General features: G+C 62.2%; 24 protein-coding genes. 8 read left to right on the top strand and 16 right to left on the bottom strand.

Annotated elements, in window-relative coordinates; translation table 11 throughout:
* Together HMPREF3009_RS03110 and glpX are read right to left on the bottom strand one after the other, a co-directional pair.
* The coding region (locus HMPREF3009_RS03110; protein WP_070679973.1) for a class II fumarate hydratase at positions 1-963 on the bottom strand (963 nt) is incomplete at its 3' end.
* Between the two features lie 98 nt (positions 964-1,061).
* Entirely contained in the window at positions 1,062-2,081 is a 1,020-nt protein-coding gene (glpX, locus tag HMPREF3009_RS03105; RefSeq protein ID WP_070517591.1) for a class II fructose-bisphosphatase, read from the bottom strand.
* 201 nt (positions 2,082-2,282) lie between these two features.
* On the opposite strand from glpX, the gene HMPREF3009_RS03100 reads away from it, so the two are divergent.
* A complete protein-coding gene (locus HMPREF3009_RS03100; RefSeq protein WP_049155495.1) occupies positions 2,283-2,873 on the top strand; it encodes a DUF4245 domain-containing protein in 591 nt (196 codons plus the stop codon).
* Positions 2,874-2,877: 4 nt separating this feature from the next.
* Here HMPREF3009_RS03100 and HMPREF3009_RS03095 read toward each other — a convergent pair whose 3' ends face one another.
* From HMPREF3009_RS03095 to xseA, 3 genes are read right to left on the bottom strand one after another with little or no spacing between them, the layout of a single operon-like run.
* The gene (locus HMPREF3009_RS03095) at positions 2,878-3,231 is read right to left on the bottom strand and encodes a hypothetical protein (protein WP_046648342.1); all 354 of its coding nucleotides are present in this window, start codon (positions 3,229-3,231) and stop codon (positions 2,878-2,880) included.
* Positions 3,232-3,519, bottom strand: coding sequence for an exodeoxyribonuclease VII small subunit (locus HMPREF3009_RS03090; RefSeq protein ID WP_070546567.1), 288 nt, complete (start codon positions 3,517-3,519; stop codon positions 3,232-3,234).
* A gap of 45 nt (positions 3,520-3,564) precedes the next feature.
* A complete protein-coding gene (xseA, locus tag HMPREF3009_RS03085; RefSeq protein ID WP_070679970.1) occupies positions 3,565-4,806 on the bottom strand; it encodes an exodeoxyribonuclease VII large subunit in 1,242 nt (413 codons plus the stop codon).
* Positions 4,807-4,958: 152 nt separating this feature from the next.
* Here xseA and HMPREF3009_RS03080 point away from each other — a divergent pair, with 152 nt between their 5' ends.
* A complete protein-coding gene (locus tag HMPREF3009_RS03080) occupies positions 4,959-5,918 on the top strand; it encodes a 4-hydroxy-3-methylbut-2-enyl diphosphate reductase (RefSeq protein ID WP_198531107.1) in 960 nt (319 codons plus the stop codon).
* On the opposite strand, the gene HMPREF3009_RS03075 is transcribed toward HMPREF3009_RS03080, so the two are convergent.
* From HMPREF3009_RS03075 to HMPREF3009_RS03065, 3 genes are read right to left on the bottom strand one after another with little or no spacing between them, the layout of a single operon-like run.
* Positions 5,915-6,646 (bottom strand): DUF6542 domain-containing protein, encoded by a 732-nt coding sequence (locus tag HMPREF3009_RS03075; protein ID WP_232760899.1) that lies wholly within the window; start codon positions 6,644-6,646, stop codon positions 5,915-5,917. The two genes, HMPREF3009_RS03080 and HMPREF3009_RS03075, sit on opposite strands and share 4 nt — an antisense overlap.
* 35 nt (positions 6,647-6,681) lie before the next feature.
* On the bottom strand, positions 6,682-7,752 hold the full coding sequence (locus HMPREF3009_RS03070) for a DNA recombination protein RmuC (protein ID WP_070679986.1): 1,071 nt from the start codon (positions 7,750-7,752) through the stop codon (positions 6,682-6,684).
* Between the two features lie 36 nt (positions 7,753-7,788).
* Positions 7,789-9,270, bottom strand: coding sequence for an AI-2E family transporter (locus tag HMPREF3009_RS03065; RefSeq protein WP_070679960.1), 1,482 nt, complete (start codon positions 9,268-9,270; stop codon positions 7,789-7,791).
* 47 nt (positions 9,271-9,317) lie between these two features.
* Here HMPREF3009_RS03065 and ychF point away from each other — a divergent pair, with 47 nt between their 5' ends.
* Together ychF and HMPREF3009_RS03055 are read left to right on the top strand one after the other, a co-directional pair.
* On the top strand, positions 9,318-10,403 hold the full coding sequence (gene ychF / locus HMPREF3009_RS03060; protein WP_070679957.1) for a redox-regulated ATPase YchF: 1,086 nt from the start codon (positions 9,318-9,320) through the stop codon (positions 10,401-10,403).
* Between the two features lie 29 nt (positions 10,404-10,432).
* Positions 10,433-11,623, top strand: a complete 1,191-nt coding sequence (locus tag HMPREF3009_RS03055) for an amidohydrolase (protein WP_070679954.1) — start codon at positions 10,433-10,435, stop codon at positions 11,621-11,623.
* On the opposite strand, the gene HMPREF3009_RS03050 is transcribed toward HMPREF3009_RS03055, so the two are convergent.
* Genes HMPREF3009_RS03050 through HMPREF3009_RS03025 form a run of 6 tightly spaced genes read right to left on the bottom strand, consistent with a single transcriptional unit; the run spans position 11,620 to position 16,566 of the window.
* Positions 11,620-12,462: a MurR/RpiR family transcriptional regulator gene (locus tag HMPREF3009_RS03050; RefSeq protein WP_049155479.1), complete on the bottom strand. Its 843-nt coding sequence runs from the start codon at positions 12,460-12,462 to the stop codon at positions 11,620-11,622. The genes HMPREF3009_RS03055 and HMPREF3009_RS03050 overlap by 4 nt on opposite strands.
* An 11-nt stretch (positions 12,463-12,473) precedes the next feature.
* The gene (gene phnE, locus HMPREF3009_RS03045) at positions 12,474-13,274 is read right to left on the bottom strand and encodes a phosphonate ABC transporter, permease protein PhnE (RefSeq protein WP_046649250.1); all 801 of its coding nucleotides are present in this window, start codon (positions 13,272-13,274) and stop codon (positions 12,474-12,476) included.
* Positions 13,271-14,065, bottom strand: coding sequence for a phosphonate ABC transporter, permease protein PhnE (phnE, locus tag HMPREF3009_RS03040; protein WP_070679951.1), 795 nt, complete (start codon positions 14,063-14,065; stop codon positions 13,271-13,273). The genes phnE (HMPREF3009_RS03045) and phnE (HMPREF3009_RS03040) overlap by 4 nt, the downstream gene beginning before the upstream one ends.
* Positions 14,062-14,862: a phosphonate ABC transporter ATP-binding protein gene (phnC, locus tag HMPREF3009_RS03035; RefSeq protein WP_070679948.1), complete on the bottom strand. Its 801-nt coding sequence runs from the start codon at positions 14,860-14,862 to the stop codon at positions 14,062-14,064. The genes phnE (HMPREF3009_RS03040) and phnC overlap by 4 nt, the downstream gene beginning before the upstream one ends.
* Before the next feature lie 31 nt (positions 14,863-14,893).
* Positions 14,894-15,880 carry a phosphate/phosphite/phosphonate ABC transporter substrate-binding protein gene (locus tag HMPREF3009_RS03030; RefSeq protein ID WP_070679945.1) on the bottom strand — a complete coding sequence of 329 codons (987 nt, stop codon included), beginning with the start codon at positions 15,878-15,880 and terminating at the stop codon, positions 14,894-14,896.
* A gap of 32 nt (positions 15,881-15,912) precedes the next feature.
* Complete coding sequence (locus HMPREF3009_RS03025) at positions 15,913-16,566, bottom strand: HAD family hydrolase (protein WP_070679942.1); 654 nt, start codon at positions 16,564-16,566, stop codon at positions 15,913-15,915.
* Between the two features lie 144 nt (positions 16,567-16,710).
* Between HMPREF3009_RS03025 and HMPREF3009_RS03020 the strand changes: the two genes are divergently transcribed.
* The gene (locus HMPREF3009_RS03020; protein ID WP_070679938.1) at positions 16,711-17,619 is read left to right on the top strand and encodes a cation diffusion facilitator family transporter; all 909 of its coding nucleotides are present in this window, start codon (positions 16,711-16,713) and stop codon (positions 17,617-17,619) included.
* A gap of 1 nt (position 17,620) precedes the next feature.
* On the opposite strand, the gene HMPREF3009_RS03015 is transcribed toward HMPREF3009_RS03020, so the two are convergent.
* Entirely contained in the window at positions 17,621-18,586 is a 966-nt protein-coding gene (locus HMPREF3009_RS03015; protein ID WP_070679936.1) for a winged helix DNA-binding domain-containing protein, read from the bottom strand.
* Between the two features lie 11 nt (positions 18,587-18,597).
* Entirely contained in the window at positions 18,598-20,145 is a 1,548-nt protein-coding gene (locus HMPREF3009_RS03010) for a succinic semialdehyde dehydrogenase (RefSeq protein WP_070679933.1), read from the bottom strand.
* A gap of 90 nt (positions 20,146-20,235) precedes the next feature.
* Here HMPREF3009_RS03010 and HMPREF3009_RS03005 point away from each other — a divergent pair, with 90 nt between their 5' ends.
* The 3 genes from HMPREF3009_RS03005 to HMPREF3009_RS02995 all read left to right on the top strand — a co-directional run bounded on the left by HMPREF3009_RS03005 (position 20,236) and on the right by HMPREF3009_RS02995 (position 23,980).
* Positions 20,236-21,408: a type III PLP-dependent enzyme domain-containing protein gene (locus tag HMPREF3009_RS03005; RefSeq protein ID WP_070679930.1), complete on the top strand. Its 1,173-nt coding sequence runs from the start codon at positions 20,236-20,238 to the stop codon at positions 21,406-21,408.
* Positions 21,405-22,688, top strand: a complete 1,284-nt coding sequence (locus HMPREF3009_RS03000; RefSeq protein ID WP_070679927.1) for a D-arabinono-1,4-lactone oxidase — start codon at positions 21,405-21,407, stop codon at positions 22,686-22,688. The genes HMPREF3009_RS03005 and HMPREF3009_RS03000 overlap by 4 nt, the downstream gene beginning before the upstream one ends.
* 101 nt (positions 22,689-22,789) lie before the next feature.
* A complete protein-coding gene (locus tag HMPREF3009_RS02995; protein WP_070679924.1) occupies positions 22,790-23,980 on the top strand; it encodes an MFS transporter in 1,191 nt (396 codons plus the stop codon).
* Positions 23,981-24,195 lie beyond the last annotated feature (215 nt).

Below are 24,195 nucleotides of genomic sequence, written 5' to 3'. Positions count from 1 at the left end.
CGGGTTGACCTTACCCGGCATGATGGAGGAGCCCGGCTGCAGATCCGGGAGGTGGATCTCCGCAAGGCCGGTGAGTGGGCCCGAGCCCATCATACGAATGTCGTTGGCAATCTTGTTGAGGGAGATAGCAACGGTGCGCATGGCGCCGGAGAACTCGACGAGGGCGTCGCGGGCAGCCTGGGCCTCGAAGTGGTTCTTGGCTTCGGAGAGCTGGTCAATGCCGGTGAGCTTCTTGAGCTCCTCGGTGACCTTGCCGCCAAACTCAGCGTCGGTGTTCAGGCCGGTACCGGTAGCGGTGCCACCGATAGCCAGTTCGCCCAAGCGCGGCAGGGTAGCCTCAACGCGCTCGATGCCGAGCTCGATCTGGCGAGCGTAGCCGCCGAATTCCTGACCCAGGGTGATCGGGGTGGCGTCCATCAGGTGGGTACGGCCGGACTTAACTACATCAGCGAATTCCTTGGCCTTGGCCAGCAGGGAATCGTGCAGGACCTTGAGGCCCGGGATGAGGTCATTTACTGCAGCCTCCGTCGCCGCAACGTGGGTTGCGGTGGGGAAGGTGTCGTTGGAGGACTGGCCCATGTTCACGTGGTCATTCGGGTGGATCTCCACGCCATTGTTGTGGGCGATGGAGGCGATGACCTCGTTGGTGTTCATGTTGGAGGAGGTGCCGGAGCCAGTCTGGAAGACGTCGATCGGGAAGGCGTCATTGTGCTTGCCCTCTGCGATCTCGGTGGCGGCGGCGATGATGGCGTCAGCCTTCTCCGCATCCAGCTTGCCGGAATCCTTGTTTACCTGGGCGCAGGCAGCCTTGAGGAGGCCGAGTGCGCGGATCTGAGCATCTTCGAGGCCGCGGCCGGAGATCGGGAAGTTCTCCACAGCGCGCTGGGTCTGGGCACGCCACAGGGCGTCGACCGGAACCTTTACCTCGCCCATGGTGTCGTGTTCAATGCGGTATTCAGTCATGAATTCACCTTTTCTGTGAAATGAGTTTTGTTGGGTTCTTTATGTGTGCCGTGGCACGGCATTCATGGCCACCGTAGCACTCTTCCTGGGAAAGTGGACTAGCTTTCCTGATCGTGGGGGTTGGTGTAGTCCACCACGGAGTATTCCTGCAGCTTAGCCAGCTTATGGATGGAGTCGACGTAGCGGATGGTGCCGGACTTGGAGCGCATGACCAGAGAGCGGGTGGTGGCGCCGTTCGGGCGGTAGGAGACACCACGGAGCATATCGCCGTTGGTCACGCCGGTAGCGGCGAAGTAGCAGTTCTCGGAAGAAACCAGATCGTTGGTGGTGAGGACGCGGTCGAGGTCGTGGCCAGCCTTGCGGGCCTTCTCTGCTTCCTCCTCATCCTTGGGCCACAGCTTGCCCTGGATTTCACCGCCCATGCACTTCATCGCGCAGGCGGTGATGATGCCCTCCGGGGTGCCGCCAATGCCCATCATGAGGTCGATGGAGTTGCTGTCCTGGCAGGTGGCGATAGCGCCGGCGACGTCACCGTCCATGATGAGGCGAACCTTGGCGCCGGCTTCACGGATCTCGCGGATGAGGTCATCGTGGCGGGGGCGGTCGAGCACGACGACGGTCAGGTCAGCCGGCTTGATGCCCTTGGCCTTGGCCACGGACTTCACGTTCCATGCCACCGACTCATTGAGGTCGATGGCGCCGACCGCGTCGGGGCCGACAGCGATCTTCTTCATGTAGAAAACAGCGGACGGATCGTACATGGTGCCGCGCTCGGCAGCAGCAATGACGGAAATAGCGTTCGGGCGGCCCTCAGCCATGAGGCGGGTGCCGTCAACCGGGTCGACGGCGATGTCCATCTCGGCGCCCTGGCCGGTGCCGACCTTCTCGCCGTTGAAGAGCATCGGAGCCTCATCCTTCTCGCCTTCGCCGATGACGACGACGCCGTTCATCTCGACGGAGTTGATGAGCTTGCGCATAGCATCCACCGCGGCGCCGTCACCTTCATTCTTCTGTCCACGGCCAACCCAGCGACCCGAGGCGAGCGCTGCTGCCTCGGTGACGCGCACCAGCTCCATGGCTAGGTTGCGGTCGGGGATATAAGACGTGTTATCAGACATGTGTGATTAGTCCCTTTCTTTTCAGGTGGCTCGGCCCGGGGTGGGGGACAACCCGGAATACAAATTCTATTCTTCCACTTTTCCTGCCCACTCAAGCCCGAATGCCTCCCCCAGAAGAGGGGCGGGGGGGCACCACCTGCCGAAAAGGCAGGTGAGAGGGCGCTGTCGCGTGTGTCGGAGGCGTCGTGCCATACTGGGCGGGTGGCATCTGAAGATAAACCAAAGATTTTTGAGGACGCGCGTGATATCACCTTGACGGTGGGCATCATCCTCATCATGATGTTCCTGGCCGTCGGAGCAACGGGACTGTGCTCGATAAACCCGGAAAAGTCCGGGCCTGTGCAGAATGTGGATGCCGCTACCTTCCTGGAGATGGAAGCGCGCGGTAGCGGGGCGGTCATTCGTGAGCCTGTCATGCCGGAGGGCTGGCAGCCGACGGCCGCGCGGCGCAAGCAAGTGGGCAGCGAGTCCGGTGCCGTGGTGAGCTGGCTGACCGCGAATGAAGGATACGTTGAGTCGGCACAGACCCAGCTAGCGCTTGAGGATGTCCCCACCGCTTACGATTCCAACTATCGAGCCAACTCCGAGCGGCGTGAGGTAGCGGGTCAGGACGTGGAAATCCTGAGCAGCGACGACAAAGATGTTCGCCCCCTGTGGATCACGGACTTGGGCGATGCCCGCCTCATCCTTACCGGCTCTGCCTCCGACGCGGATTATGAGGCGGCTCTGACCGCATTCGTCGAGGCCGAGCCGCTCCAGATCGCTGAGGACGGCAGCGTCGTCAGCGAGTAACTAGTCAGCGAAACGTCACGCTCTGCAGCGCGCCGTCCCATTCCACCTCGACCGCGTCGCCAGCAGCGCTGCGCAGGGTCTCGGGGTCGAGCCCGCTCAAGCGGGTCTTAGCAAGGTAGATATCCACCTTTTCGTGCTTGGACTTGCCGGGGAATAAAGAGACCTCGCTGAGTTTCCCTTCGGTGAAGCGCAAGACAATGGAGCCGGAAAAGTAGCTGATTTCTTCGCCGTTGTCGGTGTGCGGGGTGCCGAAGAATTCCTCGGCGAGCTGGCGCGGATCACCAAAGACCATGGCCCCTGCTCCGCCGGACTTGGAGACGAAGTCGACGCGATCTCCCGGGTAGCCGTAAATCTTCATTTAAACCTCTCCTGATTCCGTTTGTGCTTCTGCGTTGTCCGGGCTGTCCGCATTCTTGCGGAGGGCTTCCTCTACGCGCTTGGAAGCGCCGTCGAGGTGTGCCTCGCAGGCCTTGGCTAGTGCCTCGCCGCGCTCCCAATATTTCAGGGACTCATCCAAGCCCATCTGTCCGAGCTCGAGGATCTTCACGGTTTCGATAAGTTCGTCGCGGGCCTGCTCATAGCTCAGCTCTTCGACGGGCGGGAATGCGTCCTGGCCGGGCTGGCCGGCGCCAATCGTGTCAGTCATGAGGATAGTGCTTCTTTCTTTCTGGTTCTGTATAACGTGGTCTGTTTAATCCGCAGCCTGGGAGGCCATGGCGGCGGCGGTAATCGAGCCATCACCCACGCGGATGCGCAGTTGCGAACCCGGGGGCGATTGCGTGTAGCTCGTGACGACTTCCGGCCCGCTGCCATCGCGCGGAAGGACCTGCACAATGGCATAACCGCGCTCGAGAGTGGCCGAGGGGCCCAAGGCGGAGACCCGCGCACGCAACGAGGTTACCTGGTTGTTTTCGCGGTCCAGCTGATGAGTAATGACTCGCCGGATCGACGCAACGTGACGTTCGAGTTCCTCGCGGCGCGCGGTGATCGGCACCATGGGGTCCGCGAGGACGGGGCGGGAGCGGATGCTCTCGAGCCCGCGGCGCTCTCGTTCCACCCAGCCGCGCAGCGCCGCCGCCATGCGGGAACGTGCTTCGGAAATCACTGCGTATTCCTCGGCAGCGGAGGGCACGACGCGCTTGGCCGCATCGGTGGGGGTGGCGGCGCGGAGATCGGCGACGTCGTCAAGCACCGGATGGTCCGGCTCGTGGCCGATGGCGGAGACAACCGGGGTGCGGGCGGCGGCTACTGCGCGCTGGAGAGCCTCCTCGGAGAAGGGGAGCAGATCTTCCACCGACCCGCCGCCGCGGGCGATGATAATGACATCGACCTCCGGGTCTGCGTCAAGGGTCTGCAGCGCGTCGATGACCTGGGTAACTGCCGTGGCTCCCTGCACCGCTGTATTGATGACCTCGAACTGGACTGCCGGCCAGCGGTCTTGTGCCACCGAGAGGACATCGCGCTCAGCGTGGGAGCCACGGCCGGTGATGAGTCCGATTTTCTTTGGCAGGTAGGGAAGCGGCAGTTTCCGAGATGGATCGCACAGGCCCTCCTGGCGTAGGCGCTGGCGCAGCATCTCTACTCGGGCGAGGAGATCGCCGATGCCGACGTGACGAATCTCAGTAACCCACAGGGAGAAGCTACCGCGCCCAGCGTAGAAGGCGGGCTTGCCGTAGACCACGACGCGGTCGCCGTCCTTGAGCGGCGAGGGAGCATTCCGGATGAGCGACGTGTTGCAGGTCAGCTGGACAGATTTCTCCTGTTCCACGTCACGCAGGGTGATATAGGACAGTTTCCACGTCGGCTTCATGTTCAGCTGGGTGATCTGGCCCTCCACCCAGAGGAAGCCGAGGCGCTCGATCCAGCCTTTGACTTGGTCATTGACCTTGCCGACGGGCCACGGTGTCTCCGCGGAATTGGCCGGTTGGTTCACGCGCAGTCCTTTCTCTTGAGTGGTCTGTGCTTCGGGGCGTGCTCCGTCTAGTGTATGGGGCGCGCCGGACATCGGGGCTCACCGGTCACCTGCGGCGGGCGGGAATCGGCGGGAACTACAGTATGTGGGCAACTTTAGATACTCTGGTTGGCATGACTGAAACTGCAAAGAAGGTGCTCCTCGCGGCTCCCCGCGGCTACTGCGCCGGCGTGGACCGCGCTGTTGAGACAGTGGAAAAGGCGCTGGAAAAGTACGGCGCTCCCATCTACGTGCGCAAGCAAATCGTGCACAACCGCTTCGTCGTTGAATCCCTGGCCAAGCGTGGCGTCATCTTTGTGGAAGAGGCCTCCGAGGCCCCCGAAGGTGCTCACCTGGTATTTTCTGCGCACGGCATCGCGCCGAGCGTGCGCAAAGAGGCCGAAGAGCGCAAGCAGCTAACGCTAGACGCCACGTGCCCGCTGGTGACCAAGGTGCACAAGGAAGCCCAGCGTTTTGAGCGCGACGGCTACCAGATTCTGCTGATCGGCCACGAAGGCCACGAAGAGGTCGAAGGTACTGCCGGCGAGGCCCCAGACGTCACCCACCTGGTGGATGGTTTGGAGGGCGTCGACAAGCTGCCGGACTTTCTACACGAGGAAAAACTCATCTGGCTGTCCCAGACCACGTTGTCGGTGGATGAGACCATCCAGATCGTCAACAAGCTGCGCGAGCGCTTCCCGCACTTGGAAAACCCGCCGTCAGACGATATTTGCTACGCCACACAGAACCGCCAGGAGTCGGTCAAGGCCATCGCCCCGAAGTGCGATCTCATGATCGTTGTCGGCTCCCAGAACTCCTCCAACTCCAAGCGCCTGGTCGAGGTTGCCCTGGAGGCAGGTTCGAAGACTTCTTATCTGGTGGATTTCGCCTCAGAGATCGATGAGGCCTGGGTTGAAGGCGTGAACACCGTTGGCGTCACGTGTGGTGCCTCCGTGCCTGAGCTGCTGGTGCGTGAAGTGCTCGAATACCTGGATGAGCGCGGCTACAGCGACGTTGAGCAGGTGACCACCTCCACGGAGACCATCACGTTCTCGCTGCCGCGCGATCTGCGCCCGGCACGTACCGCGCGCTAGTCCTCGTCGTAGAGGTTTTCCTCGAGCGGCTGGGGGGGCCGCTGGGGGCGCCGCGCATTCTCCGCTGCTTCAGCGGCGGCGCGGCGGAAATCCTCCTGCACGTCGGTCTCGGGGGACGCGTGGCGGAGCTGGGCGCGCTCTTCGGCCTGCAGGCGGCGGCGTTCCTCACGGTTGCGCTCCCGTACCCGCCCAGAGCTCGTGTTCTCCCGGGCAATGAGCTCTGCCACGGAGAGCCGCTCAGAGCGGTTGCGGCGGTCGGAGGCAGCGTCGGCGCGGCGCTTCTTTTGTGCTTCCGCTTCTCGGCTCTTCGCGTGGTTGTTGCTGCTCCATATACGCATGACCGCGAGCAGCGCACACGCCAAGACCGTGACGATGAGCACCGGGAAGTGCTGTATCAGTGGGAAGGCCGTGGTGAGAAGCGCGGTCTTGGAAAACGGAGAGGCGCCTTCTGGCAAGGCAGCCGTCGAGTTAATGAACCCGCCGCCTACAGTTCCTAGCGCGTAGAGCAGCGGCAGGGTAATCACCAACAAGTAGAGCCCGCGGATCTCCACCAACCAGGTGAGAGCGAGCGAGCCAAGTCCAAAGATCAGGGCGAACGGCAGGGCAACCTTGCCGAGCACACCTGAGACTGCCAAGGCCACAAGCGTCACGACGAGCGCGACGAGGAGCGCTCGGGTAAGCGGCATCCCACGGCGGGGAGGGCGGCGACGATTTTTGGCAACAGACACGACCAGAGAGCTTACCGGGATTGGTGACCAAAACGTTATTCATCGTGGGCGCGCCGCGGCCAAGAACCGACACTGCGCGGCTCCACCGGCAGGCGGTCCACGCGGGCGGGCACATCTAGCTCTTTGAGCCGCCGCGCGGTGACCCCGACGCGGGAGTCCAAGCTGGCCAAACTCGCGTTATATGCCTCAACCGCGCGCTCGAGGCCGCGGCCGACCTTGTCATAGTGCTCGTTGAGGGTATTGAGGCGCGTGTAAAGCTCACGCCCTAGGCGCTGTACCTCGCGGGCTTTGTCGGAGATCTCTTCGTGCTGCCAGCTCACCGCCACGGTGCGCAGAAGGGCGAAGAGGGTGCTCGGCGTGGAGATGACGATGTTGCGCTCGAATGCGAACTCCAGCAGCTCGGCATCGATGGAGAGTGCGGCGTCGACGAAGGTATCTGCGGGAACGAAGAGGACTACAAACTGCGGCGTGGGGGAGAAGGCCTCGATATAGTCCTTAGAAGCCAGTGCTTGGACATGTGAGCGCATCAGGTGCGCGTGGCGGCGCAGAAACCCTGCCCTTTCTTCTGGATCCTCAGTCTCCATGGCGTCGAGGTAGGCGCTGAGTGGAACCTTGGCGTCGACCACAATGCTGCGCCCACCTGCCAGGTGAACGACGAGGTCAGGGCGGACTACCGAACCGTTGACGCGAGCGCTGACCTGGGAGTCGAAATCCACATGTTTGCGCATGCCACCGAGTTCGACCACGCGCTCCAGCTGTACTTCGCCCCAGCGCCCGCGGACGTTCGGCGAGCGGAGCGCACCGACCAACTTATCGGTGCGATCGGAGAGCCGCGTCGAGGTCCGCGTTACCGCTTGAACTTGGCTGCTGAGTGCGGCGAGCGATGTCGCGCGATCCTCCTCAATTTCCTGCAGTTGCAGGCCCAAGCGGTCCATGGCCTTTTCCAGCGGGGCAAGCTCTGCTTGGCGGCGTTGGGATTCTTGCAGCGCGCGATGCTCCTCGGAGGGCTGGGAAGACTGCGCGGAATAAGCGCGAGCCAGCCAACCGAGGGCGGCGCCAATGATGAGGCCGAGGAAGAGGAGCAACACGGGAAGGGTAGACGTCATGCCTGTCATCATGACATGCGTCCCGGACACGCCCCGCTAGTTTTTGTCCTTCGACTGCAACATCTGTTCGAGAGCGCCGATGGCGCGCTTAATTCCCGCGCGGGCGCCGCTATCGCGTTCGCTGAGTTCCGCGTCGACATCGACCTTGCGGTCCAGCGGGCTCGTGCCATCGCTGGCGACGTCTTCCGCTGCGCCTTCCGGGGCAGCGTGGTCCGGGACGGACAGCCATTGCTCGCGTTTGTGGTCACCCTGCTGTTGGGTATAGCGGCCGATGAGGAAGCCTGCCACGGTAGAAAACTCCAGCTCCTCGGCGGTCCTTTCGCCGGATTGGAGCATCACCATGTCTTGGAAGTAGCGGTAGATCACGGCGATGGTGGCGGCAACCGGCACGGCGAGGAAACCGCCAATGAGGCCAAAGAGCGCGGAGCCGACGGTCACAGAAATCAGCACGATAACCGGGTGCAGGTTCATCGCCTTCGACTGCAGCCACGGGGAGAGCACGTTGCCCTCGAGCTGCTGGACCAGCAGAACCAAGCCAAGCACCAGAAGCGCCTTGGTGAAGCCCAAGGACACCAGCGCGATGGTCACGGACAATGCGCCGGCCACAATTGCGCCGACAAAGGGGATGAAGCCGGCGATGAATGTGATGATGGCCAAGGCCATGGCCAAGGGAACACCGATGAGTGCGAGGCCGAGGCCGATAAAGACGGCGTCGACAAGCGAGACTATCGCTTGTGCCCGCACGAAGCCGCCCAGCGTGGTCCACACACGAGTCAGCAGCTCAGTCAAGTGCCAGCCGGTGCGGCGGCCCGTCGCTTGGCGCAGCCACGGCAGGAAGTTGTGGCCGTCCTTGAGGAAGAAGAAGGTCAGCACCACGATGATGAAAAGCGTGACCACGATGGAGGTGGCCGTGCCGATTCCAGTAAACACGGAGCCCGCAATGGAACCCGCCTGGCGTTGCAGCCACAGGGCGATTTCATCGATGTAACCGCCGATTTCATTCGCGTCGAGGTTGAGCGGTGGGCCCTGTGCCCAGAGCTGCAAGCGTTGAATTCCCTCCACAGTCTGCAGATACAGAGTTTGGGACTGCCGAGCGAAGTCCGGCGCAATGAACATGAAGAGGGCGCCCACCGCAGTAAAAGACACCAGAATGGTCACTGCGGCAGCGAGGGCTGACGGCAGTCCCTTGCGCCGCATGGCGCTCGCAATGGGGGCAAGCACGGTGCAAATAATGAGCGCGATGAGGACGGGCAGGATGCCGCGCCAGAAGTTGCCCAGCATGCGGAAGGAGGCATAAAGGAAGACGCCAATGATGGTCAGGCGCAGTGCCCACAGTGATGCGGACTTGATGACCTCGCCGACCACCACGGAGCGATCCACTTGGTTGCCTGGCGGGTGTGCGGAGACAGCGTTCAGCGAGGCAGCATCGACGGAGTCATCGAAGCGCCCGCCAAGTGCTGCCTCTGCTGCGGCAAGCTCAGGCGAGGATGCATTGGGGGATGGCTGATCAGAACTCACCCCACCATCTTGCCTTAAAAGATCCGGGGTGCGTTAGGATTGGCCCCGTGAGTCTTACACTTGGAATCGTCGGCCTGCCCAACGTGGGCAAGTCCACTTTGTTTAATGCCCTGACCCGTTCCGACATCTTGGCGGCGAACTACCCGTTTGCCACCATTGAGCCGAATGTCGGCCTCGTTGAGCTCCCCGATTCCCGCCTGAACCGCCTAGCGGAAATCTTCAGCTCCGAGCGCATCCTCCCGGCCACCGTGTCCTTCGTGGACATCGCCGGCATTGTCGAAGGCGCTTCCAAGGGTGAAGGCATGGGCAACGCCTTCCTCGCCAACATCCGTGAAGCTGACGCCATCTGCCAGGTGGTGCGAGCCTTCGCCGATGAGAACGTGATCCACGTTGACGGTGAGGTCAACCCGGCGCACGACATCTCCGTTATTAATACCGAGCTCATCCTCGCGGACCTGCAGACCATCGAGAAGGCCCTGCCGCGCTTGGAAAAGGAAGCCCGCAAGAACAAGGAGCTGGCAGAGACCGTGGAGGAGACCAAGAAGGCCCAGGCCATCTTGGAAGATGACCGCACCCTTTTCGCCGCTTCCAAGAGCAACGAGATCGACCTATCCCTCCTGCGCGAGCTGCACCTCATGACCGCGAAGCCCTTCCTTTATGTCTTCAACTCGGATGAGGCCGTGCTTACCGATGACGCCAAGAAGGAGGAGTTGCGCCAGCTCGTCGCCCCTGCGGAATGCGTCTTCCTCGATGCACAGACCGAAACCGACCTCCTTGAGCTCGATGAGGCGGAGGCACTGGAACTGCTCGAGTCGGTGGGCCAGGAGGAGCCTGGCTTGGCGACGTTGGCCAAGGCCGGCTTCGCCACCCTCGGCCTGCAGACCTACCTGACCGCAGGCCCGAAGGAAGCCCGTGCATGGACCATCAAGCAGGGGTCTGCAGCACCGCAGGCTGCGGGTGTTATCCACACCGACTTTGAGAAGAAGTTCATCAAGGCCGAAATCGTCTCCTTCGATGACCTGGACGCCGCTGGCTCCATGGCAGAGGCCCGCAATGCTGGCAAGGTGCGCCAGGAGGGCAAGGAGTACATCATGCAGGATGGCGACGTCTGCGATTTCAAGATCGGCGGCTAGTTAGCCACCACTCCGCGTAGGCTGTGGGTATGAGTATCGCCCATATCCTCGAACGTGCAGCAGAGGCCACGCAGTGGCAAGAAGCCCTTTACAAGGATCTGCACCAGCATCCTGAGCTCAGTATGGAGGAGGAGCGCACCCGCGGTATTATCGCGGATAAGCTCCGGGAATTTCCAAGAGTCGAGGTGCTGGAATTCGGCGGGGGAGTAGTCGGCATCCTCCGCAACGGCGAAGGCTCGACCGTCCTAGAGCGCGCCGATTTCGACGGCCTGCCCATCACCGAGGACACCGGCCTGGACTACTCCGCTACGGGTGAGGCAATGCACGCCTGTGGGCACGATGCCCACGTGACCGGGTTGCTCGGTGCCACCGAGGCACTAGCTGAGGCGACTGACTCCTGGTCCGGCACCTTCATTGCTCTGTTCCAGCCGGGCGAGGAGACCGCGGAGGGCGCGCAGTCCATGGTGGATGCTGGCCTCACCGATAAAGTCCCCACGCCTGACGTGGCCTTTGGCCAGCACATCTTCATCGATAAGAAGGCCCCAGCGGGCACCGTGCTCATTGCGCCCGGCCCGGTCTTGTCTACAGCGACCTCACTCACCGTCACCGTCTATGGTCACGGTTCTCATGGCTCGATGCCGCACCTCAGCGTTGATCCGGTGGTGCTCGCCAGCTCCATCGTGCTGCGGCTGCAAACAGTTGTCTCCCGTGAAGTCGATCCGCACCACTTCGCCGTATTGACCGTTGGCGCACTGCAGGCGGGTTCGAAGGCCAATATCATTCCGGATTCGGCGACCTTACGCATCAACATCCGTGCCTACGACGAAGACGTCCGGGCTCAGATCGTCGAGGCGATTCACCGCATTGTTAAGGCGGAGTGCCGGGCAGCGATGTCCCCGCGCGAGCCGGAGTTTGTGCAGAGTGATAATTACCCCCTCACCGTCAACGATGACGACGTGACCGACAAGGTGCGCGCGCAGCTTATCGACGTCCTCGGTAGCGACAACGTTCTCGACATGGAGCCGTGGACCGCCTCGGAGGATTTCTCTCGCATCCCTGATGCCTTCGGCGCTCCCTATTGTTTCTGGGGCTTCGGCGGGCGTACCGATGGTGCGTCAATTCCCAACCACAACCCGCGCTTTGCTCCGGAGCTGCAGCCGACTCTCACCACGGCGACGCAGGCTCTCATCGCCGCGGCCTACGCCTACCTGGAAAATTAATCTTCCATCGCCGATTGCAGCACAGAGAGCACCGTGCGCCGTGCCGCGGAATCATCGAGGTGGGAATCCACCAGCGTCACGAGTGCTTCAAGCACCAGCAGAAAAGCAACGCGCGAGGCATCCTGCAGCTCTGCACGAAATGTCCCATCCGGGGAGGGGATGACCAGTGTGTAGGAGGCGAGCTCCGCCAAGGGCGAGGAGGTAAACGAGGTCAGCGCGATGAGCTTTGCGCCCGCCTCGAAGGCTGCTGTCGCGGCTTTGAGCGTGAGCGTGGTCGACCCTGAACCGGAAACGACGAGGCACACGCACTCTGCGTCTAGTTGCGTCGCCGCGATGTGCTGGCCCATGGCCTCCGCCACGAACTCGGCTGGGCGCCCGATGCTTGTGAGGCGCAGCGCCATGGTCTGCGCCAAGGGAGCAGAGAGGCCATTGCCCACGAGGAGAACACGCTTGGCCTGCGCTACTGCCTCCACTGTCGCGGCTAGCTCATCCTCGTTGAGCAGGACAGTAAGCCCATGCAGGTAGTTGCTGAAGGAGGCAATCTCGGCACTCATGCGGCCGACGTGGGTGGAATCGGCACCCGCCGGCGGGGTGGGGCGCTGCGCAATCTCCTGCGTGAGCGCCACACGCAACTGCTGGTACCCGTCGTAGCCCAGCGCTTTCGCGGTGCGGATGACGGAGGTACGGGACGTGCCTACCTTGGCCGCCAGCTGGTCCGCAGTGGCGTGCAGGACGAAGTCCATGTCTTCGAGGATTGCCTGGGCCACGCGTTGTTCGATGGGCTGCAGGCTCGGCATGCGCGTGGTGATGTGCGCGGAGAGTGGGGCGGAATCAGTCATAGGGCTAACTATCAGGTGAATTTGGCAGCCACGATGCGGCGGCGGATAGCGCCGGAGATGGCGTCGATGGACATGGTGATGACGATGACCACGATGAGCAGGACGCCGACGACGTCCCACTGGCGGTACTGCGTATAGCCGGTGAGCATGTCACCGATGCCTCCCACGCCGATGAGGCCGAGGACCGCGGAGGTGCGCACGTTGATCTCAAAACGGTAGAGCGCGAGCGAAGCCAGCTCCGGTTGGACAATGGGCCAGGTTCCCCAGCGCACCATTTCTGCCAGGCTGCCGCCGGCTGCCTTGACTGCTTCGGCTGGGCCAGTCGGCGCGGTTTCAATGGCCTCATAGGTCCACTTCGCATGCGTACCGATGCCGCCGATGGCCAGAGCCAGCGCGCCCGTAAACGGGGTCAACCCGGTGACGGTGAGGATAATGATGGCGATGATGATCTCCGGTACCGCGCGGATGATGGCAAAGAGCGCACGCAGTGGCAGACACACCCAGCCCGGGGAGACCGTATTGGCAGCCAGGACACCGAGGATGGTGGAGAGGAACACGCCGAGCAGCGCGCCGATCCAGGCCATGGCCACGGAGCGCCAGGTCTGCAGGAGGGCCTCACCCAGCTTGGACCAGTCCGGGTTGGAGAACATGAGCACGAGGTAGTGCCAGATGTTCGAGGGCAAATCTTTAAGAGCCGTCAGATCAACGCGAATGTAGCCAAAGGACAGCGCCAAGATCATAAGGATTCCGGCCCACGCAGCGAAGACTCCCCAGCTGCGGGAGCGGGAGGGAAGTACATGTGCAGTGCTCATCGCAGCCTCTTTCGCAGGTTGACGGACACGATCTCCAGGGCGATGACCACGACGAGCAGCTCGAGCACGATGGCGGAGAGCGCGTCATAGCGGTAGAAACCACGGACTTCGTCGATAAGCAGGCCAATGCCACCAGCGCCCACGAGGCCGAGGACCGCGGAGATGCGGACGTTGAGCTCGAGGGAGTAGATCACCTGGCTGGCAAAGACCGGCCAGGTCTGCGGCAGGGCAGTAACCCGGTTGATCTGGGTTTGCGTGCCGCCGGCGGCGCGGCCGGCCTCCATGTAAGAATCATCCGCGGAGTCGATGGCTTCGGAGACGAGCTTGACCACGATGCCGACGTCGAAGAGCACCAGCGTGATGATGCCGGGCAGGGCACCGACGCCGAGCATGGCCACGAGGATGGTGGCGTAGACCAAGTCGGGCACCGCGCGGACAACGTTGACGATGCCGCGCACTAGCGAGCGCCACGGTGTCGATGGGTTGGTGGGCCGCGCCGCCCACAGGGATAGGGGCAGAGCGATGACCACAGAGATGGCGGCACCGACGACGGCCATGGCGAGGGTTTCAAGCATCGGCTCCCACGTGCGCGGGAGGATGGACCAGTCGGGGCTGAACATCAGGGCCAAGCGGTCGGCGCCGTTGCGCCAGTTGCGAGCGATCTGCCCAAAGTCGATCTCGATTCCGCCCCAGGCGGGGACGCAGGTGGCGATGGTGAGCGCGAGAAAAGCAGCCAGCCCGCCAAGGATGCCGGGCCAGTTGCGCTGCCGTGGGGGAAGTACCGCCGTCATGCCCGGCTCTCCTGACTTCCCAGCTGGTCTTCCTCGCGGATGCGCCGGCCGTAGATGGCCTCGAAATCCTCCACGGTGGAGCCTGCGGCGGGCCCATCGAAAACTATCTTGCCGTGGCGAATGCCGATGATGCGTGTGGCGTAGTCTTGCGCCAGATCCACCAGGTGCAAGTTCACCAGGGTGGTCAGGTCCCGCTCGGTATTGATGCGGCGCAGATCCTTCATCACGGAGTGGGCAGTGGGTGGGTCGAGGGAGGCGACGGGTTCATCGGCCAGCATGATCGCCGGCTTCTGGGACAGGGCGCGGGCGATGGCCACGCGCTGCTTCTGGCCGCCTGATAAGGCGCCGGCCTTATTCCACGCCTTGTCGAGGATCCCTACGGAATCGAGGGCTTCGGCGATGATTGCTTTGTCCTCGGCGGTAGAGATTCCCAACAGGGTGCGCCAGCTGGAATTGTGAGAAAAGCGCCCGACGAGGACATTGGAGAAGACGCTCGCGCGGTCGGCTAGGTTGAACTCCTGGAAGATCATGCCGATGCGGCCGCGTAGTTTCCGCAGCTGCGCTCCCTTCGCTGCGGAAATCTCGTGGTCGCCGACGAAAATCTTGCCGGATGTCGGTTGCACGAGGCCGTTGATGCTGCGGATGAACGTGGATTTGCCAGAGCCGGACAGGCCGACGATGGCGACGAATTCGCCGGGAGCGATGTCCACGGAGACGTCGTCAAGCGCCAGCGTTCCGTTGGGGTAGCGCACCGAGACATTCTCGAAGCGGATTCCCCACGCTTTCTCCTCCGTCATGGGTGAAGCCTTTCTGAGTAGGGGCGTCAGGCTACTGGGCGAAGCGCTCGTTGACCTTGCGCGCCATATCGATGGACTCCTGCTTGGCGGGAACCCAGTCGGTGATATCGAAGATGGCGGACATGGTGTCCGGATCAACCTCGGAGAAGCCGTCCATGAGGTCGGTGATCTGGCCGCGCAGATCCTCCGGCACCTCATCAGAAATCACGACGCCACCGTTGGGGTACATGTCGGTGTAGCCGAAGACCACGAGCTTCTCGGCCAGATCTGGGGCCTCCGATGCATCGATGGTGGAGCGCGCATCCCAGAAGCTGAAGCCCACCTCGGCATCGCCGTTGTAGACCGCCATGATGGAGGCGTCGTTGGAGGTCACAGGAACCTTCTTGAGGCTGTCGACGTCGATGCCCTGGGATTCCATGGCCATGACCGGCAGCTGGTATCCGGCGGGGGAGGTAGCACCCAGCATGGCGACGGTGGTCTCCCCATCGATCTTCTTGAGCGCCTCGAGGCCCTTCGGACCCTGGCCCTTGTTCTCCTCCGGGGTGGCGGTGCCGTTGCAGTACAGGTAGTCGGCACCGCTGGCAGCATAGGTGGAGGCCACCGGCTCGTCCTCGCAGTACTTGTCGGGGTTGTTGGTGACGAACTGGCCGGCGTAGGAATCCGCGCCGAAGCGCTCGTCCTGCAGCACGGCGTGAGCGCCGTACATGTCTTCGGCGGAGGCCAGCTGCGCGGCGGAGGCGATGGCGATGTCTGCCTGACCGGAGCCGATGGCCTCGACGGCGGCCTGGTAGTCCTTGGTCACGACCCCCTCGACCTCGATGCCGAGCTCCTCGGAGAGGTAGTCAGTCAGCGGCTTTGCGGTGGTGACGAGATCGTTGACCTTCTCGTTCGGGATGAGCGCGAGGGTGAGCTTGTCGGGGGAGTTCGAGCCATCGGTTGAGGAGGAGTCAGAGGAGCAAGCGGTCAGGGAGAGCGACAATGCAAGGGCGGAGGCAGCGAGGGCGGTGAAACGGCGCATGAGAATGTCTTTCTGTGTCGAGGGGTGGAGTGCTAGAAGGCGGAAGATAGTTCAGAAAAGATGTCGGTGACGCGCTGAGCGCGCCACGTGGGGTTGGCGTCTGCGGGGGTGGCGAACGGTGTTTCCAATAAAACGGTGCGCCCGCCACGGGCAGCCACGGGAGCAAGATCGAAGTCCCAGATATCGCCGAAAGCGATGATGGGGCTATCGGGGAAATCAGATTCGAGGATTCGAGTCAAGCCGTCGGGCTTGCCCACGCTCGTGTAGATGGCGTCGAAGGAGTTGCTCAGCCCCAAAACCTTAAGCGCCTCTGCGAGGCCAGTTTCGGGGGAGTTGGTGGCGAGAACCGCGCGGCCGGGATACGAGCCTAGAAACTCGGCGAGGCCTTCGGGCGCTGTGATTCCGGTGTCTGCAAGGTTGAGTCGGGAGGCCATGTAGGCCTGTTGGCAGGAGTCCTCCGGGACATCGCAATCCGCGGCGAGACTGCGGACGAGGTCGTAGCCGTCGCGATAGTGCACTAGGGAGGCGTCGTTCGTTGAGAGCATGTGCTCGGCGGTGTGGGGGATGGAGTGGTTTCCGGTTGCCTCCCCGATGTGGCGGGCATAGGCCAGCACGGGTCCGTGGCCCAGGCTAACGGTGCCGTCGAAATCGAAGAGGAGAACGGGGGGAGATATGTCTTTGGACATGAAGTACAAACTAACGACGGTTTATGTACTTTACGACCACACGCGGTAAACAATGCGTGAACAGTACGTGCACACTCGCCTTTGGTACCCTGACTCACGGTAAATAGAAATTTTCCTCAGCGAAGGACATATAGAAGGACACACATGTCTCTTCCAAACGAGCAACTGCTGCTCGAACGCTTCATGAAGCTCTCCATCGCCGCCGCCGTCGTCACCATTGTTCTCAAAGTGATTGCCGCCGCGGTGACGGGGTCGGTGGGCTTCCTTTCGGATGCCCTTGAGTCCGGTGTCAACCTAGTCGCCGCAGTGGTGGGATTCATCGCCATCAAGATTGCCGCTAAGCCCGCGGATGCGAACCACCAATTTGGTCATGGCAAGGCTGAATATGTTTCCGCGCTGGTGGAAGGAGCGATGATTTTCGTCGCGGCCGCGATGATCATCTACACGGCCATTCGCCGCTTCTTACACCCGCTGCCGCTTGAACAGCCAAGCGTTGGTTTGCTGCTGTCGCTAGTAGCGGCTCTCATTAGCTTGGTGGTAGGCGTGATGCTAGTCCGCGCAGGTAAGCAGTATCGTTCTTCTGCCCTGCAGGCGGATGGTCAGCACCTGCTTACCGACGTCTGGACCTCCGTCGGCGTCATCGTCGGCATCGGGGCAGTGGCGTTGACAGGCTGGCTGTGGTTGGACCCCGTCATCGCGCTGGCAGTCGGTATCAACATCTTGTGGACCGGGTACAAGCTGCTCAAGGAATCCTTGAGCTCCCTTCTGTCGGAATCCTTGCCCAAGGAAGAGCATGCCCAGCTGGACGCGCTTCTCAATGAGCTGGAAGACCACCACCAGGTCTCCTTCACCTCGCGTCGCACAGTGGCAGCGGGTCGTCAGCGCCTTGTGTACCTGACGATGGACGTGCCCGGCGAGTGGACGGTGTTGCACTCGCACACCATCGCCGACCGCATCGAGGATGCCATCGACGAGCTTTTCCCCGGTGCCGAGGTGTTCATCCACGTTGAACCAGCCGGCACGGTTCATCGCCGCATCCTGCGGATGCTGTAGGTTAGCCCGCGTACCGCAGGCTTGCGACCCCGCGTCCGCCCTCCATGACCCACGGCCAGCTGAGGCCGTTCTTGGTCAAGACATCATCGCGGATCTCATCGGGAACGATCCATTCCTTGTGCGCATACCCCAGAAGGTATTCATCAAAGGCGGGGAGCTCGAGGCGGATTTTGAGGGCCTCATCGATCTCGCTAGCCGTGACATCCTCCTGCCAAGTGGCCATCCAGAAGTCCTGACCATCGTGACACACAGGTTGAGCAACCGTCGATGTCAGGGCCTTGGTGGCCTGAGATTTACTGAGCTTGGACCATGCTTGGAGGTCGGCTGCGGACACTGGGCCATGTCCTTCGACATAGCGCTGGGCCAGCTCAGCAAGCGGCTCCTCCGGCTCGCGCTGGACGGTAGGCAGCGCGTCGACGTGGAGGAAAGTCTCTTGGCTGCCAGCTTTCGGGCCCTGCACTAAGTCGCCGGCCCCGCCAAAAGCGCGGAGTAGGTGGGAGCCTCGGCCTTCAGTGGGATCAACGCCAGCTTCAGCGAAAATCTCGTAGACTTCCGTGCGGCTCAGGGGCTCGGTCGCTGCGCTGTGAAGCGCTTCCGAGGCGGCTGCCACCATGTCTTCGCTCAGCCCCAAGCTCGGCCGCCGAGACTTCTGGCTGGAGGCTACGCGTGGGTAGAGCAGGCGGGACATCCAGCGGACGTCGGCAGCCGGCATGAAGTGCAGCGTGCCGCGCTGCGGCCAACAGCGCACCACGCGAAAGCGTGCTACGTCTTCGAGTACCTTTTGCTCATCGCAGCCGGCGCGAAGAGCAAGTGCTCTGATACCGGCATCGTAGGTCTGGCCCTGGAGGGCGAGCAGATGCTCGGCAACATCGAGGGCCGACGCCAGAGTCGGCCGCGCCGCCGATGGTGCAAGGCCTTGAGCAATGAGCCGACGAGCGAGAAGCTCATCGCGGGTAAGTTCCTTCATTGCTGTTTAGGTTAGAGTCGGAAGGTCTTCATCAGCTGCATGCCGGTGGACACCAGCTGACGGAAGCGCTCCGGGGAGATGTACTCCGAGGGCGCAAGCGGGTGTAGGCGTTGCTCGGCCACGGTGCGCTCATTGGCCCACAGGCGCATGCCGGTAATGCCGTGGCGGTGATTGAGGCCAGACTCCTTGACGCCGCCACCGGGTGCGGCGATGGAACCATACGCGGCGGCGAAGCCTTCGTTGATGTTGACCATGCCGGCTTCCAGCTGGGAGGCCACCTTCCATGCGCGGCGGGAATTCCCGGACCACACCGATGCGGATAGGCCGTAGGAGGTGTCGTTGGCGCGCTGGATGGCCTCGGCGTCGGAACTCACCGCATACACCGCCAACACTGGGCCGAAGGTTTCGGTGGCATAGAGATCCATCTCTGGGGTCACGCCGGTCAGCACGGTGGGCTCATAAAAGTATGGCCCAAGGTCTGGCCGGGCCTTTCCTCCGTAGACCACGGTGGCGCCCTTGGACACGGCATCCTCCACGTGGGCTTTAACGGTATCGAGCTGGCGTTGCGAGGTCAGCGAGCCGATGGTGGCGGCATCGGAGAAGGCCGACCCGAGCACTTGCTGGTCCAGTGCGTTCTGAAGTTCTGCAAGGAACTCCTCAAAGACGCTCTCGTGAACATAGGCGCGCTCGGCGGACATGCACAGCTGCCCGGAGGAGGAGAATGCGGTGCGCACGGCACCTTGGGCGGTGGGCTTAAGGGGGGCGTCGTCAAGCACCAGCATCGGGTTCTTGCCGCCTAGCTCCAGCATCGTGGGGATGAGGCGCCCCGCTGCCTGGGTAGCAATGGACTTGCCGGCCTTGGTGGAACCGGTAAAGGAGAGGCCATCCACCAGCGGAACCAGGGCATCACCCACCTCCGCCCCGCGGCCGGGAACCAGCTGCCAGGCGGCCTCCGGAAGGCCCGCCTCAATGGCTAGGCGTCGCAGCAGAATCGCCGTCAACGTGGTCTGGGAGTCCGGCTTGTGTACCACGGCATTGCCGGCAGAGAGCGCTGCCAGAACATCGCCCACTCCGAGGGACAGGGGATAGTTCCACGGAGAGATAAGCCCCACCACACCCAGCGGGTAATGCTGGGTGCGCGTCTTAGTCAGCACGGGAAGCGCGCCGGGGTGGCGGTCAGCGCCAAAGGCCTTGCGGATATTGACCGCGTAGAAGCGCGCGCAGTTATACAAATCCATCAGCTCGTCATAAGCATGGGAGCGGGACTTGCCGTTCTCGGCTTGGATCAGGTCGAGGATGAGCTCCTCGTTCTCCTGAACGAGGTCGTGCAGGCGTAGCAGGATGGCGGCGCGGTCACCTTGGCCAACGCCGGCGCGCGCATAGTTGACGGCCTTCTCGACGTCCCCGGCGGTGGCGACGGGGAAGCTAAAGAGATCCTCACCGCTAAAAGGCGCGTGAGCCTGGTGCTGCTCACCCGTGCCGCGAACATCGCGGGCGGGGTCCGTGTCTAAGAAATTGAGCACTCGCTGGGGCAGACGGGTCTGAGTGAACGTCTTCATGCGGTCTATTGTCCCAAAAATATGCGATGGCGCTATAGATTTTTCGAGATTTGTCTCACAAACTAAATTAATCGTGGTTAGGATGACGCTATGCCAATCCTCGCGACTACTCCACAGGCCCAGGTCCGCGCGGCCGTTGAGCCGCTCGTCAGATCTGGAGAAAGCCCAGCGCCCGTAGGCGTTATTGACCTCGCCGCGTTCGACTACAACGCTGCACAGATGCCGACTCGTGCCGGGGGACTACCCATCCGCGTGGCCTCGAAGTCGATCCGCAGCGTGGCAGCACTTCGTCGTGCCCTCGAGCACGGGGGCTACCGTGGCATCCTCGCCTATTCCGTTCCAGAAGCGCTCCATCTGGTGGGAGAGGGCTTCCGCGACATCGTGGTGGCTTATCCGAGCGTCAACCGTAAGGCCCTGCGTGAGCTCGCAGCGTCTGACACCGCGCGCGAGTCCATCACCGTCATGGTGGATAGTGTCGAGCTCTTAGGCCTGCTTGAGGGATCTCTGCGCGTGGCCATCGATATTGACTGCACCCTCCACGTGCCGGGGGCGGTCATCGGCCCGCGGCGCTCACCTGTGCGCACGCCGGAACAGGTGTCAGTATTGGCGCGCGAGATTCTTCGGCGCGGGCACCGGCTTGTCGGTCTCATGGCCTATGAGGGGCAAGTGGCATCCGTTGCGGATGGCCTGCCGGGTCCGGTGGGAGCGGTCAAGCGCTGGCTGCGCACCAAGTCCATGGCGGACTTGGCCCCGCGACGCCGAGCCTGCGTGGAGGCCGCGCGGGAGGTGGCGGACATTGAATTCGTCAACGGTGGTGGAACGGGTAGCCTCCAGGAATCCGCGGCCGAGGGAACCTTGACCGAACTGGCCGCTGGCTCCGGTTTCTACACGCCGGCGATCTTCGATGACTTCACAGGCATCAACCACAAGGCGGCCGCGTTCTTCGTCTGCCAAGTATCCCGTGTGCCCGCGCCGGGCTGGGCGACGGTCAACTCCGGCGGCTGGATCGCCTCCGGGCCGCCCGCGAAGGATCGCGTTCCGGTTCCGGTGTGGCCGGCAGGGCTGAGCTACTCCAGCACGGAGGGTGCCGGTGAGGTGCAGACACCGCTGCATGGGGCCGCTCTGAACGTCGAGGATCTGGTGTGGTTCCGCCACGCCAAGGCCGGCGAAATGACAGAAAACGTCGACCACCTCCTCGCCGTCGGACACGACGGTGTTGATGTATGGGACACCTATAGAGGACAAGGATGGACACTCCGATGACAACAACTTTTAGCAATTGGGCAGGATCGGTCACCACGAAACCGCAGGAGTTTGTGCAGCCCTCCCGAATCGATGAGATTCCTGGCATCATCAGCCGCGCCCGCAGCGTGCGCGCGGTCGGTGCGGGTCACTCCTTCACTCCCATCGCAGCGGGGGGGGAGACCATGCTCAATCTCGATCACGTGAGTGGACTGGTGAGCGTCGATAAGCAGCGCAAACGCGTCCGATTCCTGGCGGGCACTCGGTTACGTGATGTCCCAGCCCTTCTGCGCCCCTTTGGTCTTGCCCTGGCTAATCAGGGCGATGTGGACCCGCAATCGCTGGCGGGCGCGATTTCCACCTCGACCCACGGCACCGGCATCAATTACACGGGCTTTGCGGGCACGGTCACTGGGCTGACGCTTATCGACGCCGACGGCAACACCCGCTCCTATTCCATCGACGAAGACCCAGAACTCCTTCGCCTCGTGGTCGTCAGCGTGGGCGCGCTCGGCGTGGTTGTCGAAGTCGAAATGCAGTGCGTGGATGCCTTTGACCTGCTGGCTGAGGAGTCCGGCATTGCCTTCGATGAGCTGATGGATAACTGGGAGGAGCTCTCTAGGGGCGTCGACCACTTCGAGTCCTACTGGTTCCCGCACACCGACCGCGCGATGGTCAAGGCCAACACGCGCCTCGAACCGAACGGGGAGCGCCGCTCACGTCTCAAGGCGCTTATCGACGACGAGCTCATCGGCAACGGCGCCTTCGCCGCCGCCCTGGCGCTGGGACGTCTTATTCCGGGGACGATTCCGACGCTCAACAAGTTCGCCACATCGGTCATCTCCAATAACCGCTACCGTTCCGCCGCCCACGACGTTTTCGTTAGTCCGCGCCGGGTTCGCTTTCATGAGATGGAGTACGCAGTGCCGCTTGCCGACGGCCCCACCACCGTCCGCGAAATCCGCCGTTTCATCGACGAGCAGGATTGGCGCATCGGATTTCCGATGGAGCTGCGCACGACGGCCGCGGATGACGTTGCACTCTCGACGGCATCGGGCCGCGAATCGATGTACATTGCTTTCCACATTCCGCGTGCGCTCAACCCGCAGGATTACATGCCGAAGCTCGAGCCCATCTTGCGCGCAGCGGGCGGGCGCCCGCACTGGGGCAAGATGAACTCCCTGTCTCGGAGCGACTTTGCTCAACTTTATACAAGATTTGACGAGTTCTGCGAGCTGCGTGAAAAGATGGACCCTGATTGGAAGTTCGGCTCGCCCTACCTGCGAAAACTGTTCGGATAGGGACGTCGTCAAGCGTGGCACGACCCTGAGGACGGATTCGAAAGTATCTCTGATCTTTGGTAGCTTGTGGAAGTCTTAATTCCATAACACTGCTGAAGAAGGTGTCTCAAACGTCCTCTGAATCCCAGTCCCTCATTACGCCGACATTCGTGTTTGCGTGGTTGGTGAATTTCGCCCAATTTACGGTCTTCTATCTGCTTGTGACCATCATGGCGCTCTATGCCGTCGAGCAGTTCCAAGCTTCGGACACGGCGGGCGGGTTTGCCTCAAGTGCCTTCGTGGTGGGGGCGACGATTGCTCGCCTCTTTTCGGGCTACATCGTGGATGCTGTTGGGCGGAAGCGCTCGCTGGTTGTCTCCCTCATCGTGGTCACTGTGGCGATGGCGCTGTATTTCCCAGCTCAGTCTCTGCCACTGTTGTTCGCTGTCCGTATCTTGCATGGCTTTGGTTATGCGGTTGCCTCGACGGCTGTGATGGCCGTGGCGCAATCGGTGATTCCTGACCATCGCCGCGCTGAGGGAACCGGCTACTTCGCCTTGGGGACGACGCTGGCTACCGCTTTTGGTCCGGCGGCAGGTCTTGCGATTGTCCACAATGCTGGCTATAACACCGTGTTTCTGGTGGCGCTGACGCTGACGGTAGTGGCCATGGGCTTGGGGCTCGTCGTCAAGGCACCGGCGGAGGAGCGTCGCAGTGTGACCTTCTCCTTAGGGAATATTGTGCACCCGGCGGTGGCGCCGTTCGGCGTCTTCATCCTTTTGGTCGGTGTTGCTTATACGGGCATCATTACCTTCCTGAATGGCTATTCCGCTCACGCCGGTCTGGAGAAGGGCGCTAGCTATTTCTTCTTGGCCTATGCGGTGGTGAGCCTCATCCTGCGTTTCGTGCTGGGCAAGCTGCAGGATCGTCGCGGTGACAACATCATCATCTACTCCTCGCTCGTCTTCTTTATTGCTGGTCTGGCTGTTCTGGCTTCGGCTGGTGCTGATTGGCAGATTGTTGCTGCGGGGGCCTTGGTGGGTATCGGATATGGCTCTATCCTGCCGGCGGGTCAGGCTATCGCTGTGCGTCTGGTGCCGATGCATGAAATGGGTGCGGGGATCTCGACCTTCTTCTTGCTGCTGGACCTAGGCATCGGCTTCGGTCCGATTCTGCTGGGGCAGGTTATCTCCGCGACGGGATACTCCGCCATGTACTGGATGCTGGCGGCTTTGATGCTGGTTGCTTCTGTGGTCTACTTCATTGTTCATGGGCGCAAGGACGTTGCACGTGGTGACGTGCGCTACGAATAGATTCCACGTTGGTGGGATTTTTCGTTGGTTGGCGTCGAATGTCCTGGCTAACGCATGGTGGCTACCCCCGTTTATAGTAACGACTTGACGGGAATTTACCACTGGCTATAGCCATGTGTGGCGGTGGCCGCTAGGATTATGGTTAGAACACTTCTTCTAGCACAGGTTTATCTCGGGGGAGATACCCATGACCACCACCGCTACACGCCCGCCTA

This window comes from Corynebacterium sp. HMSC034H07 (assembly GCF_001815175.1).
Classification (GTDB): Bacteria; Actinomycetota; Actinomycetes; order Mycobacteriales; family Mycobacteriaceae; genus Corynebacterium; species Corynebacterium hiratae.
This window is presented reverse-complemented; position numbering and strand designations above follow the sequence as displayed.